At 43.3% G+C, this 11749-nt stretch carries 16 protein-coding genes and 2 rRNA genes; 5 read left to right on the top strand and 13 right to left on the bottom strand.

All coding sequences use genetic code 11. From position 1 onward, the window contains the following. Both FTU42_RS11410 and rrf read left to right on the top strand, forming a co-directional pair. A 23S ribosomal RNA gene (locus FTU42_RS11410) occupies positions 1–242 on the top strand; the annotation flags it as partial. A 214-nt stretch (positions 243–456) separates the two neighbouring features. Further along, positions 457–571: ribosomal RNA gene (gene rrf, locus FTU42_RS11405) — 5S ribosomal RNA — on the top strand. Positions 572–863: 292 nt separating this feature from the next. On the opposite strand, the gene FTU42_RS11400 is transcribed toward rrf, so the two are convergent. The 5 genes from FTU42_RS11400 to rplM all read right to left on the bottom strand — a co-directional run bounded on the left by FTU42_RS11400 (position 864) and on the right by rplM (position 3788). Further along, the gene (locus tag FTU42_RS11400) at positions 864–1511 is read right to left on the bottom strand and encodes a hypothetical protein (RefSeq protein WP_005169443.1); all 648 of its coding nucleotides are present in this window, start codon (positions 1509–1511) and stop codon (positions 864–866) included. A gap of 19 nt (positions 1512–1530) precedes the next feature. Then, positions 1531–1959 carry a ClpXP protease specificity-enhancing factor gene (locus tag FTU42_RS11395; RefSeq protein ID WP_005098047.1) on the bottom strand — a complete coding sequence of 143 codons (429 nt, stop codon included), beginning with the start codon at positions 1957–1959 and terminating at the stop codon, positions 1531–1533. Between the two features lie 9 nt (positions 1960–1968). Next, the gene (locus FTU42_RS11390; RefSeq protein ID WP_005098044.1) at positions 1969–2622 is read right to left on the bottom strand and encodes a glutathione S-transferase N-terminal domain-containing protein; all 654 of its coding nucleotides are present in this window, start codon (positions 2620–2622) and stop codon (positions 1969–1971) included. Positions 2623–2959: 337 nt separating this feature from the next. Then, positions 2960–3346, bottom strand: a complete 387-nt coding sequence (rpsI, locus tag FTU42_RS11385) for a 30S ribosomal protein S9 (RefSeq protein WP_005007735.1) — start codon at positions 3344–3346, stop codon at positions 2960–2962. A gap of 13 nt (positions 3347–3359) precedes the next feature. Continuing rightward, on the bottom strand, positions 3360–3788 hold the full coding sequence (gene rplM, locus FTU42_RS11380) for a 50S ribosomal protein L13 (RefSeq protein WP_004281682.1): 429 nt from the start codon (positions 3786–3788) through the stop codon (positions 3360–3362). Between the two features lie 305 nt (positions 3789–4093). Here rplM and pdxA point away from each other — a divergent pair, with 305 nt between their 5' ends. From pdxA to FTU42_RS11365, 3 genes are read left to right on the top strand one after another with little or no spacing between them, the layout of a single operon-like run. Further along, the gene (gene pdxA, locus FTU42_RS11375; RefSeq protein ID WP_180083418.1) at positions 4094–5062 is read left to right on the top strand and encodes a 4-hydroxythreonine-4-phosphate dehydrogenase PdxA; all 969 of its coding nucleotides are present in this window, start codon (positions 4094–4096) and stop codon (positions 5060–5062) included. Positions 5063–5095: 33 nt separating this feature from the next. Further along, complete coding sequence (gene rsmA / locus FTU42_RS11370) at positions 5096–5908, top strand: 16S rRNA (adenine(1518)-N(6)/adenine(1519)-N(6))-dimethyltransferase RsmA (RefSeq protein WP_180083417.1); 813 nt, start codon at positions 5096–5098, stop codon at positions 5906–5908. 6 nt (positions 5909–5914) lie between these two features. Next, a complete protein-coding gene (locus tag FTU42_RS11365) occupies positions 5915–6760 on the top strand; it encodes a symmetrical bis(5'-nucleosyl)-tetraphosphatase (RefSeq protein ID WP_100329185.1) in 846 nt (281 codons plus the stop codon). 52 nt (positions 6761–6812) lie between these two features. On the opposite strand, the gene FTU42_RS11360 is transcribed toward FTU42_RS11365, so the two are convergent. The 8 genes from FTU42_RS11360 to FTU42_RS14925 form a co-directional block, all read right to left on the bottom strand. Beyond that, entirely contained in the window at positions 6813–7259 is a 447-nt protein-coding gene (locus FTU42_RS11360; protein ID WP_005098035.1) for a DUF2147 domain-containing protein, read from the bottom strand. Between the two features lie 148 nt (positions 7260–7407). After that, positions 7408–7857 (bottom strand): DUF2147 domain-containing protein, encoded by a 450-nt coding sequence (locus tag FTU42_RS11355; protein ID WP_180083416.1) that lies wholly within the window; start codon positions 7855–7857, stop codon positions 7408–7410. Between the two features lie 61 nt (positions 7858–7918). Further along, on the bottom strand, positions 7919–8368 hold the full coding sequence (locus tag FTU42_RS11350; protein ID WP_005098031.1) for a DUF2147 domain-containing protein: 450 nt from the start codon (positions 8366–8368) through the stop codon (positions 7919–7921). A gap of 183 nt (positions 8369–8551) precedes the next feature. Then, positions 8552–8998: a DUF2147 domain-containing protein gene (locus FTU42_RS11345; RefSeq protein WP_005098029.1), complete on the bottom strand. Its 447-nt coding sequence runs from the start codon at positions 8996–8998 to the stop codon at positions 8552–8554. An 86-nt stretch (positions 8999–9084) separates the two neighbouring features. Beyond that, on the bottom strand, positions 9085–9759 hold the full coding sequence (locus FTU42_RS11340; RefSeq protein WP_005098028.1) for an LrgB family protein: 675 nt from the start codon (positions 9757–9759) through the stop codon (positions 9085–9087). A 9-nt stretch (positions 9760–9768) separates the two neighbouring features. Beyond that, positions 9769–10140, bottom strand: a complete 372-nt coding sequence (locus FTU42_RS11335) for a hypothetical protein (RefSeq protein ID WP_005098027.1) — start codon at positions 10138–10140, stop codon at positions 9769–9771. A 35-nt stretch (positions 10141–10175) separates the two neighbouring features. Then, positions 10176–11516, bottom strand: coding sequence for a ribosome rescue GTPase HflX (gene hflX, locus FTU42_RS11330; RefSeq protein WP_180083415.1), 1341 nt, complete (start codon positions 11514–11516; stop codon positions 10176–10178). 77 nt (positions 11517–11593) lie between these two features. Then, a complete protein-coding gene (locus FTU42_RS14925; RefSeq protein WP_257225582.1) occupies positions 11594–11725 on the bottom strand; it encodes a hypothetical protein in 132 nt (43 codons plus the stop codon). Positions 11726–11749 lie beyond the last annotated feature (24 nt).

Raw genomic sequence — 11749 nt, 5'->3', positions numbered from 1 at the left:
GGACCAGAGTGGACGAACCTCTGGTGTACCGGTTGTGACGCCAGTCGCATCGCCGGGTAGCTATGTTCGGAAGGGATAACCGCTGAAAGCATCTAAGCGGGAAGCCTACCTCAAGATAAGATTTCCCCGAGACTTTATGTCTCCTAAAGAGCCGTTGAAGACTACGACGTTGATAGGTTGGATGTGGAAGTGCAGTGATGCATGAAGCTGACCAATACTAATTGCTCGTGAGGCTTGACTATACAACACCCAAACAGTTGTTGTACGAACTTCGAAAGAAGTGAGGATCAATTGATTCGATATTAAGCAAAATAACTTGATTTAGTGATCAAGCTAGTTAAACTAAACAAACTTAATTCAACACAAATATTCTGTTAATAACTCATTTGGAAAAAGCATTGGCATACACTGAAAAGTGACGAAATAAGACCAAGGCAAGTATCCATAAACAGTTGTGCTGGCGACAATAGCAAGAGTGAACCACCTGATCCCTTCCCGAACTCAGAAGTGAAACCTCTTTGCGCTGATGGTAGTGTGGGGTTACCCATGTGAGAGTAAGTCATCGCCAGCTCATTATTCGAAACACCCCCCTGCATAAGCAGGGGGGTGTTTTTTTGTGTGTGGGATTTTTAAGAACTTTTAATAAGCAATATTGAAACTACTAGAGCTTCTCAAACTTATTGAAGTGCTTAAATATATTTATATTTCAAAGCTGATCAAAACTTTCTTAGGAGGGTTGTTCTTATAGGAGTGATAGGAGATCTTGAATCTTGGGTTTGCTCTAAAATAATTGATAGGCCGATCTTATAAATCTTGGCAAATAAAAAAACCAGCAAAATGCTGGTTTTTGATTGCAGTTCATTTTAACCAAATACGCGCATTACGGCTGCGATTAATACCCAAAGAATTGCAATGGCAATGATGGGTTCAACAATCTTTGCCCATGTTGGGGTTTCTACAAGAACGACGTCTTCAACATCTTGATGCTGATGATTCTGGCTTACCATTTGATTAAACTCCTTCATTGATGCCTCCAATGATAGCTCTTCTTGTACAATTGGTTTAGAGCCTTTGAGTTCTGTTAGGTTGTTTGTTGTCCAAACCCAATCATCTGCTTGACCGGATAAATGTTCAATCTGGCCGGTGAGCAGTTCTTGAATGCTGTTAAGATTATGATTGCCGGTATCATGTAACTGTTTTAATTCAGTGAGCTGTAAATGGAAAATTTCCGAGGTGCTTTGTTCTAGTTGAGTTCGATCCAGAGCTGACTGGTTTTCCGAATGGGTGGCCAGATGACGCACGACTTCCAGTATATATAATTCATCAGGATGATTAATTTCGTTATAAATTTTTTGTGGATTGTTGCGCCACTCGGTAATCAGTTTGCCTAAAGTTAAGGCATTAATTTCAGTTATATATTTTCGTCTTTCTTCTTTCGTATGGTCTTTTAGAAGCTCAGGCTTTTGAGTTTCTATCTGTTCAACAAAATATTGTACTAAATCAAAAGCCATTCACTTGCTCCATTATTTTTTAATCTAATAACCTTAAAGTTGGTTTTTTCTTTGGCTGTTCAGGTTTTTCTTCAGTGCTTGATTTTAAAGCATCTTCATCGGTTTGTGTATGTTCATATTCACTTGGATCAAAGAATAAACCTTGGCCGTTTTCACGTGCGTAAATACCGAGTACGGCTGCCATAGGGACATAGATATCACGAGAGACACCACCAAAGCGAGCAGAGAAGCTAATTGCATCATTGCTCATATGTAGCGCATGTACCGCATGAGGCACAATATTCAGCACAATCTGCCCATCTTTAATAAACTGCTCAGGAACCATGGTATTTGGACGTGTCGCATCGACCAGCAAGTAGGGCGTCATATTGTTATCGCAAACCCACTCATAGATTGCGCGTGCCATATAGGGACGAGTAGGGCTAAGGTTGAATTCTTGTTCGGACATGATGTTTCTCTACAGGTTCTTGATTTGTGCTGAATAACGGTTTTTTTCCTGCAATGTCATAGATTTTACAAAGGCAGGACGACTGAAAATTCGCTGGCAATATAAATAAAATGGACGGCATTGCTGCTGCGGTAATTCTATGCCCATCTGTTTCAGGCGGATAAAAATTGGCGCCAACATGCAATCCAGAATACTGAATTGTTCAGACATAAAATAGGGAAAATGCTGGAATAGTGGCATCAATGAGGTCAGGATATCTTGTAACTGCTTCTGTGCCTGGTTTTTGGCTTTTTTATCTAGGGTGTCTGGATGACGTAACATGATATCGGCCAGTTGTAGCCAGTCATTTTCAAAGCGCCAGATGTATTGACGTTGCTCCGCACGCGGCATCGGCGCATCGGCATACAGTTTATTCTGACGATAGCGATCATCTACATATTCAGAAATAATTGAAGTATTGAATAATTTGAGTTCATTTTCGATCAGCATCGGCAACTGATTATAAGGATTGAGACTGGCCAGATCCTCGTCATCTGTATCTACCAGAATCAGGTTGTATTTAATTTGCTTCTCGGCAAGCACATAGCGAATCCAATGGGAACGGAAGTCATCGGCATGACTATATAAGGTAATTCCTTGAAGAGGCGCGCTTTCGACTGACATAAATCCTGATGAAGTTCTAATGAATAGACTAGGATACTAAAATTCAACCTAAAAAGCACCAAGCATCAAAGATCAATCGGCTTGAGCCAAGGTAGATTATAAGAAAAATATCTGGAGAAAAACAGCATGCTTATTAAACCGCTCATCATCCTGCTATTTATTGTTATTGGTGTGGCAAATTATTATCTGAGTAAATCATTTTGGTGCCATGACGGGGGCTGGGGTAAAGATATACATGAACAATAACCGCAAAAATATCCTTCAATATTGATAATGAATACTTATAAAAAAAGCCTTGGAATAATCCAAGGCTTTTTTGTCCGGTTCGGTAAACGAATTAACGTTTAGAGAACTGAGGACGTTTACGAGCTTTACGTAAACCAAGTTTCTTACGTTCAACTTCACGAGCATCACGAGTAACGAAACCAGCTTGACGAAGAGCAGGTTTTAAAGTCTCGTCAGAAGCGATCAATGCACGAGTAATACCGTGACGGATTGCGCCTGCTTGACCACCGATACCACCACCAGCAACAGTGATGTAAAGGTCATATTTCTCAGTTGCTTCAAGCAGCTCAAGAGGTTGGTTAACCACCATACGAGCAGTTTCACGACCGAAATACTGTTCAAGAGTACGGTTGTTAATTACGAGTTTACCAGTACCAGCTGATAGGAAAACACGTGCAGTTGCGGTCTTACGGCGACCTGTACCATAATTAGTAGCCATGTGCTGTTATCCCTTAGATGTCCAAAACTTGTGGCTGTTGAGCAGCGTGTGGATGCTCAGTACCTGCATACACTTTCATTTTCTTGATCATTGCATAACCAAGAGGACCTTTAGGTAACATACCTTTAACAGCTTTTTCTAGAACTGCTTCTGGTTTGTGAGCGATTAACTTTTCAAAGTTAGTCTCACGGATACCACCAGGGAAACCAGTGTGGCGATAGTATTTCTTATCTTGTGACTTTTTACCAGTCACAGTGATTTCTTCAGCATTGATTACAACGATATAATCGCCAGTGTCAACGTGAGGAGTATAAGAAGTCTTGTGCTTACCGCGTAAACGACGAGCGATTTCAGTCGCAAGGCGACCTAAAGTTTTGCCAGAAGCATCAACAACGTACCAGTCGTGTTGAACCTCAGCTGGCTTAGCGCTGAGAGTTTTCATTAAACCACTACCTATTATAGTTGGTTTGGACTATGGAATCTGTCCAAACTAAAGGAGACGCGATTCTAAACGAATACGTGAAGAATCACAAATGAAAATTGAAATTTCAAGCGCTGTATTTTATCTAATCTCCTGAAATAAGGAAAGGCATAAACCTGAATATCTCGCAAAAACGATGACTATATTTGTAACCATCCTTTCAATCGTATCAAAATATTGATTTATAAGGACACTTTGCAATGATCGCTGCAGCCTGGATATGATCGGGTTATAATATTTCTCAGCTTTGCCAAATTGAGAAGATGATGCTGCCTTTATATGTCACTAGCGGGGAACCTGCTGGAATTGGTCCTGATATTTGCCTGAGTCTGGCAGAACGTGTGGATGAACGTCCGATTGTAGTATTGGCCGATCTGAATATGCTGAAAGCCCGTGCAGATCAATTGAAATTGTCTGTGGCGTTGATTGAATATACCGGACAGGACGCATCTTCAAAAAAAGGTCAGCTGTATGTTGAACATGTGCCACTCAATCGGCCTGTGGTATTAGGTGAATTGAACCCGAACAATGCCGCTTATGTATTAGAACAACTGCGACGATCTGCGGACTATGCCATGTCAGCTAAAAGTGTCGGCGTGGCAACTGCACCGGTGCAAAAGTCTGTGATGAATGAAGCTGGCATCCATTTCAGCGGTCATACCGAATATTATCAAGAATTTGCAGGCGTTGAGCGGGTGGTGATGATGCTGGCGACCAAGACTTTACGTGTGGCTTTAGCAACGACGCATCTTCCTTTACGTGCCGTTGCCGATGCGATTAGCAAAGAGCGTTTGCATCAAGTCATCGATATCCTGATTCACGATCTGAAATCCAAATTTAAGATTGAACATCCGCATATTTTGGTTTGCGGTCTCAATCCGCATGCAGGCGAGGGTGGCTATTTGGGCATGGAAGAAATTGAAGTGATTAATCCGGTACTCGAAAGCTACCGTGCTCAAGGCATCAATATGAGTTTAAGCTTGCCCGCAGATACGTTATTTACCCCGGAAAACTTAAAAGATGCCGATGCGGTTCTGGCGATGTATCACGATCAGGGTTTACCTGTGTTAAAATCACAGGGCTTTGGTGAAGCCATTAATATTACCCTCGGCTTACCCTTTATTCGTACATCTGTAGATCATGGCACAGCACTCTCCCTTGCGGGTACGGGACTTGCGAAAAGTTCCAGCCTGCACGTTGCTGTCGATTTAGCCCTCGATCTGGCGCGCCACTGATTATTGTTCATCACTCACGTTGGAAATGTTTTTATGTATCAAATTAATGCCTTAAACCCAAAAGAAGAAGGGCATCAGGCTCGAAAACGATTTGGTCAAAACTTCTTACATGACCAACGTGTCATTGCCAAAATTGTACGCTCAGTCAATCCACGTCCAGGTCAGAACATTCTGGAAATTGGGCCGGGTCTGGCTGCATTGACCTCACCTTTGATTGGTGAATGTGATGCATTGACTGTGGTCGAACTTGACCGTGATTTGGCTGCGGGCCTGCCGGGTCGTGTACCACATCCAGAACGTTTAACCATTATTGAAGCCGATGCACTGCGCTTTGATTATTCAACATTATTTGAAGAAGGCCGTCCGCTGCGCGTGGTTGGTAACTTGCCCTATAATATTTCTACTCCCCTGCTTTTTCATCTTTTGGAATTTGGTGGCAAAGTGCAGGACATGCACTTCATGCTGCAAAAAGAAGTGGTTGATCGGATTACCGCATTACCAAATACTAAGGAATATGGCCGTTTGTCAGTCATGATCCAGTATTTCTGCAAACCGACTTTCCTGTTTGAAGTACCACCGGGATCTTTCAATCCGCCACCAAAAGTAACCTCGGCAGTATTTCGTTTAGAGCCTTATGCAGACAAGCCGATTATGGCCAAAAATGAAAAAGCGCTGGCACGTCTGGTATCTCATGTCTTTACCCAGCGTCGTAAAACCTTGCGCAATAGCTTAAAAGGCATGCTGGTTGAAGATGGTTTTGAAAAAGCGGGTGTTGACCCGATGGCACGTCCAGAAACTCTGACCCTTGAACAGTTTGTTGCACTTTCAGATCAAATGGTGGCTTAAATAACGATGAACCGCACTGTTCGATATAATTATGTAATTGGCGATGTGCAAGGCTGTTTTGAGGCCTTGAAAGCTCTGCTCAAAGAAATCCGCTTCGATGCAGATCAGGACTTTATCTGGTTTGCTGGAGACTTGGTGGCACGAGGTGAAAACTCAATTGCTGCACTGCGGTTTATCAAGAAGCTGGCCGAACAGGGATCGGCTGCAACAGTCTTGGGTAATCATGATTTGACTTTATTGGCCTATGCCCGCGGCATCAAGCCGATTAAAGAAAAAGACAATGTTCGTGATGTGATTGATGCCATCGACAGCGATGACCTGATTGACTGGCTGCGTAAACAGCCGCTGTGTCTATTTCCAAATGAGCAGACTATTCTGACCCATGCAGGGATTCCGAATATCTGGAATGCAGAAAAAACTGCTCAATTGGCACAAGAAGTTGAAGCCATCATTTCTAATGATGACTTCGATGTGCTGGATGATTTTTTGAAAGAGATGTTTGGGAAAGAACCCGCACTGTGGTCAGACCAGCTAAAGGGCCATGAGCGTATTCGCTGTATCGTGAATTATTTGACCCGGATGCGTCTCACTGATGCAGAGGGGCGTCTGGAATACAGCTTTAAAGATGCGCTAGATGATCCAATGCCGGAAGGCTTTAAACCCTGGTTTGAATTTGAGTCATTAGCAGCGCAAAGCCATCAGATTCTGTTTGGTCACTGGGCTGCCTTAAATGGTAAAACTATTTCGGACCGAATTCAAAATGTCGATGGTGGCTGTGTCTGGGGCAATCAACTCATGGCATTCCGTCTGGAAGATCAGCAGATGTTCGCGGTTAATAATCCGGTGATCTAAGTAAATCCAATAAAAAAAGCCACGTGATCACGTGGCTTTTTTAAACTATCTATTAGTCTGCACGTATCCAGGTCTGGTTACGACCAAGTACTGAAACACCTACACTGGCGCGCAGGGTTAAACGTTTGCCAGTGTTGTTTAAACGCATTTTTGCGTCATAAATTTTACCTGCCAAAGGATCAATCACTTTACCTTTTTCATAGTTATTGGTGCCTTTAACATGTTTTAAGCCCTTGATAATTGTCATACCTAAAATGGGCTGATTGGTATAGGGAGCAGGGCAGGCATTACATTTTTCACGTGGTGTATAGCCCGGACGAGGGGTAACTTTCACAATTTTAGCAGAGTAAGTGTCGTTAGGCTCTTGGCTAATTACGATAATCGCTTTGGCAGCTCCCGTTTTATCATCAATTTGTTGCCAAGTTCCAGTAATATCTTCCGCCCAAAGGGTCATGCTAAACCCTGTGGTCAATGCGGCAAGTAATATTTTTTTTAACATAGAGAGTCATTCCAGAGAGTTTTTTGTCATCGCGCCCTCATGTTAGGAATTATGATTAAATAGTCAATAATTATCTGAATACTATAGAGTTAATGTACTAAAAAAAGCTGCCAAGTTGGCAGCTTTTATTAATATTGAGAATTGGATACTAATCCTGACGAATCCAGGTCTGGCTGCGGCCTAAAGCAGAAACGCCGACATAACCACGCAAGGTTAAACGTTTACCATTGGCATTCAGACGTACTCTGGCATCGTAAATTTTACCCGCCAACGGGTCGATCACACGGCCTTTTTCATAGTTATTGGTGCCTTCCACATGTTTTAAGTCAGTCAGTACATCCATGCCCAGAATAGGTTGATTGGTATAGGGAGCAGGACATTTATTACAGGTTTTCTGTGGGGTATAGCCCGGACGTGGCGTAACTTTGATAATTTTTCCGGCAAACGTACCGTTATCATTTTGGCGAATTTCAATCACTGCTTTTGGTGAACCGGTTTTGTCATCAATTTGTTGCCAGGTGCCTGTTAAGTCCTGTGCATACGCAATGCCAGTCATCATGGCAGCGATGAATATTAATCCTAATTTAGATTGTTTCATTATATTTATCCCTTTTTTTATAGATGAAATAAAATATCTCCAACACAAATGTGCTGCTTTATTAATCCTGGCGAATCCAGGTTTGTGTACGGCCGATGGCAGATATCCCAATGTATCCACGTAGAGTCAGTCGTTTCCCATTGGCAGAAATCCGCCCTTTTAAATCATAAATTTTGCCAGTTAAAGGGTCGAGTATTTGACCATGTCCATAGTTATTCTTGCTGGTTGGTTTCAGCCCTTTAATGATCTCTAGTCCTAAAATCGGTTTGTCTGTATATGGGGGTGGGCACTTTATACATTTTTCCCGTGGCGTATAGCCTGGTCGCGGTGTAACTTTGTGAATGTTCCCAGTATAAGAACCATCTGCCTGAGTTTTCATTTCAATCAGTGCTTTAGGTGAGCCGGTTTTATCGTCAATCTGTTGCCAGAAACCCGATAACTCCTGCGCAAATGCCATGGAGCAGGTGACTATAGAGGCTGTAAATACACCTAAAATTGCAATTTTCTGCATACGATATCCTTATGACAACGCATCAAATTCCATTTGATACATATTATGTAAATTCTACTTATTATACTTTCATAATCCATGAGAAAAGCATATGTTCAATATTCATACAACTTAATGTATGAAAATGCAAGCTTCTCTCTGCTAAATTTTAAACTCATCACATTTTATTCAATAGAGTATGAATTAATCCTGTTTAATCCAGGTCTGGCTGCGACCCAGGGCCGAAACGCCTACATAGCCGCGTAAAGTCAGACGTTTACCATTACTGCTTAATTTTGCCTTGGTGCTATACACATTCCCGGATAATGGATCGAGTAGTTTGCCTTGAGCAAAGTTATTATTGCCGGTGTGCTTCAGGCCTGTCAGTACATCCAGTCCAAGAATCGGTTTATTGGTATAAGGTGCAGGACAAGAGACACAATTTTCTTTTGGGGTATAGCCCGGGCGCGGCGTGATTTTGGTAATTTTGGCCGTATAAGTGCCTGTAGCTGTTTCGCGAATTTCCAGGAATGCTTTAGGTGAACCGGTTTTATCATCGATATTACGCCATGTCCCTGACAGATCCGAAGCTAAGGCCAGATGGCTGAAAGAGGTTAAAAGTAAAGCCGAGAATAATTGAACCTTTTTCATATTTCTGTTCCTTGAATAAAATTGTTTTATGTTTGTATATTAGGAACGATTAAAGCACAAAACAAACAATTAAAATGATTCACTAGTCACATTTTTTGCAAATAAAGTATAAAAGTAGGCAGCCAGATGGCAGTAAACACCGCATTGACTGCCATACCGAAAGCGGCATAACGTCCCGCAACACTGCCACGCTGCCAGGCCTGAGCTGTACCAATCGCATGTGCTGCCAATCCTAAGGCCAGTCCGGAAGCACGTTCATCATTGATATGCCGCAGGATAAACGGTGAAAATGCTGCGCCAATCACTCCGGAAAGAATCACAATCAGAATCACCATACTGATTGGAGCATCCAGCAAGGTGGCGATATTAATCGCAATGGGTGTCGTCACCGCCCGAGTCGCGAAAGCCATAATATCTGCGGAAGACATATGCAGCAGATATGCCAGTCCCATTGGCAGGGCGACAGCACTGATACTGGCAAAAACCAAGATACCGATAATCGCTTTTAGTGGTAAGTCATCATAGCGCATTGCAGCCAGTGGAATGGCCAGGGCGACGGTCACATAGCCAAGTAAATGATTGAAGAGCGGATTCACTTGATCCATGTAATTTTGATAAGGAATCCCGAGCACAAATAAAATTGCAAGCACAAAGAACATGCTAAATACGATGACAGGAATTTGCGGGATGATCCGGTTACAGGGTTTGGCAATCAGATAGGCCATCAGCGTGACCGCAAAGCCATATAAAATAGATAACATGCGGTACTCCTATAACCAGCGCTTGGCCATTTTGGCGTAAATCCATAAAGGAATCAGGGTGCTGAAAAACATGATGAACAAAAATGCCGGAATTTTCTGGCCCATATGGACCAGCATCATCAGTGCACCTGCACTGACAGGCAGGAAAGCAAAGGCGCTTTCCTTCATCAGCTTGTTATTGGTGTCTACGAGACGAGCGGGAAGTTTGCCGAAATAGCGCCAGGTAAAAAGGGCAATCAATAAGCTGAGTAACCCTACCAGATTGCCCAATTCAGGATGATCCAGCTGGGTCATGAGCCAGACGGATGCTTCCCGAAAGACAATAATAAGTAACAGGGTGCCGATCCATGCTGGCCAGTCTATTCGTTTTATCCAGTTCATTCGTATGATCAATTATTAAGTTTACTTATCAAGTTTTACTCGATCTTTGACCGGATTTCAAACGCTTCCAGTGGACGTTGAAACTGCTGCGCCTGTTTTCCCAAAATTTCATCTAAAGGTAAATGCGCCTGTTTAATCAGCTGCTCCAGTTTTTGTGCTGCAATCCGAATATGTAAATGCAGCTGACCTTCATCATCATAATGTTCTGACTGGATTACATTTAAACCATAAAGCTGGTTGCGCAGCTTGCCGTAGGCGGGTTTCAGAATCAGGTCAAAGGATTGCAATTGTCCCATCAGGGCTTCATGTACCGCTTTACGCAGCAGGTCGATCCCTTCGCCACTATGTGCTGAAACATAGACACGTTCTGGCTCACCCGGGCGTCGATAAATAATTTTGGCCTCATCGCCGCTACAGTCAATTTTATTGTAAACCTGCAGGATCGGAACATCGGCACCAATTTCTTTCAGGACTTTTTCAACCGCTTCAATCTGCTCCAGCATTTCTGGACTACTTGAATCGATGACATGCAGCAACAGGGTAGCTTCTACGGTTTCTTCCAGGGTCGCCTTAAAGGATTCAACCAGCGAGTGGGAAAGATTGCGAACAAAACCCACCGTATCTGCCAATACCAGATTACCGATGCCATCCCATTCCAGACGTCTTAAAGTCGGGTCCAAGGTGGCAAAAAGCTGATCGGCTGCATAGACATCACTCTTGGCCAGCAGGTTAAACAGGGTCGATTTGCCGGCATTGGTATAACCGACCAAAGACACAGTGGGGACAGCTGCTTTTTGACGGGCAATACGACCTTGCATTCGGGTCTGGCGGACTTTATCAATTTTGACTTTCAGTTGTCCCATGCGAATACGCAGTAAACGACGGTCAGTTTCAAGCAGGGTTTCACCCGGGCCACGCAAGCCAATGCCGCCTTTTTGGCTGTCGAGATTGCCACGGCTGCGAATTAAGCGGGATGATAAATGTTGCAGTTGTGCCAGTTCGACTTGCAGCTTGCCTTCATAGGTACGGGCACGCTGGGCGAAAATATCTAAAATCAGTTCGGTACGATCGACCACACGGCACTTGATGACCTGTTCCAGATTACGGGCCTGGGCCGGTGTCAGGGCATGATCAACAATGACCAGATTGGCGTCCAGTTCTTCTACGCATTCGGCGATTTCTTCTGCTTTGCCTGAACCGATAAAAAATTTGGCATCCGGTTTGACGCGTTGAGCATGAATATGTTCCAGAATTTCGGCATCTGCAGATTGCGCCAGCAGATTAAACTCTTCAGCATCAAGGTCATCCAGCATTTGTACGCTGACACTCACCAGAATGATGCGTTCTTTCCCCCGATGTTGTTCTAAATATTCCACTCAGGCCAATCTCCACTTGAAAGCTTTAGTGTAGTTGAAAAAGAGCGAGGCAGATACTGAATTAGCGCGGCTTTGGTTTAAAGTGCGGTGACAAACAGTTGTGCAAGTGTTACCAGTACAGCGGCATAGATACAGGTACCACCCAAAATATATCTGAGCACTTGTAAAGGCTGAAGCTTTTCATTCGCAGGCTGGGTTTGATCTGGCATGGCAGCGATCCTTTTTGATCCAAT

This window comes from Acinetobacter sp. YH12102, from assembly GCF_013419125.1.
Lineage (GTDB): Bacteria > Pseudomonadota > Gammaproteobacteria > Pseudomonadales > Moraxellaceae > Acinetobacter > Acinetobacter pseudolwoffii.
This window is presented reverse-complemented; position numbering and strand designations above follow the sequence as displayed.

Bases quoted from the DNA above. Each gene is read 5' to 3' on its own strand.
- FTU42_RS11400 (WP_005169443.1), bottom strand. From the start codon at position 1,511: ATGGCTTTTGATTTAGTACAATATTTTGTTGAACAGATAGAAACTCAA.
- FTU42_RS11395 (WP_005098047.1), bottom strand. From the start codon at position 1,959: ATGTCCGAACAAGAATTCAACCTTAGCCCTACTCGTCCCTATATGGCA.
- FTU42_RS11390 (WP_005098044.1), bottom strand. From the start codon at position 2,622: ATGTCAGTCGAAAGCGCGCCTCTTCAAGGAATTACCTTATATAGTCAT.
- rpsI (WP_005007735.1), bottom strand. From the start codon at position 3,346: ATGGCTACTAATTATGGTACAGGTCGCCGTAAGACCGCAACTGCACGT.
- rplM (WP_004281682.1), bottom strand. From the start codon at position 3,788: ATGAAAACTCTCAGCGCTAAGCCAGCTGAGGTTCAACACGACTGGTAC.
- pdxA (WP_180083418.1), top strand. From the start codon at position 4,094: ATGCTGCCTTTATATGTCACTAGCGGGGAACCTGCTGGAATTGGTCCT.
- rsmA (WP_180083417.1), top strand. From the start codon at position 5,096: ATGTATCAAATTAATGCCTTAAACCCAAAAGAAGAAGGGCATCAGGCT.
- FTU42_RS11365 (WP_100329185.1), top strand. From the start codon at position 5,915: ATGAACCGCACTGTTCGATATAATTATGTAATTGGCGATGTGCAAGGC.
- FTU42_RS11360 (WP_005098035.1), bottom strand. From the start codon at position 7,259: ATGTTAAAAAAAATATTACTTGCCGCATTGACCACAGGGTTTAGCATG.
- FTU42_RS11355 (WP_180083416.1), bottom strand. From the start codon at position 7,857: ATGAAACAATCTAAATTAGGATTAATATTCATCGCTGCCATGATGACT.
- FTU42_RS11350 (WP_005098031.1), bottom strand. From the start codon at position 8,368: ATGCAGAAAATTGCAATTTTAGGTGTATTTACAGCCTCTATAGTCACC.
- FTU42_RS11345 (WP_005098029.1), bottom strand. From the start codon at position 8,998: ATGAAAAAGGTTCAATTATTCTCGGCTTTACTTTTAACCTCTTTCAGC.
- FTU42_RS11340 (WP_005098028.1), bottom strand. From the start codon at position 9,759: ATGTTATCTATTTTATATGGCTTTGCGGTCACGCTGATGGCCTATCTG.
- FTU42_RS11335 (WP_005098027.1), bottom strand. From the start codon at position 10,140: ATGAACTGGATAAAACGAATAGACTGGCCAGCATGGATCGGCACCCTG.
- FTU42_RS14925 (WP_257225582.1), bottom strand. From the start codon at position 11,725: ATGCCAGATCAAACCCAGCCTGCGAATGAAAAGCTTCAGCCTTTACAA.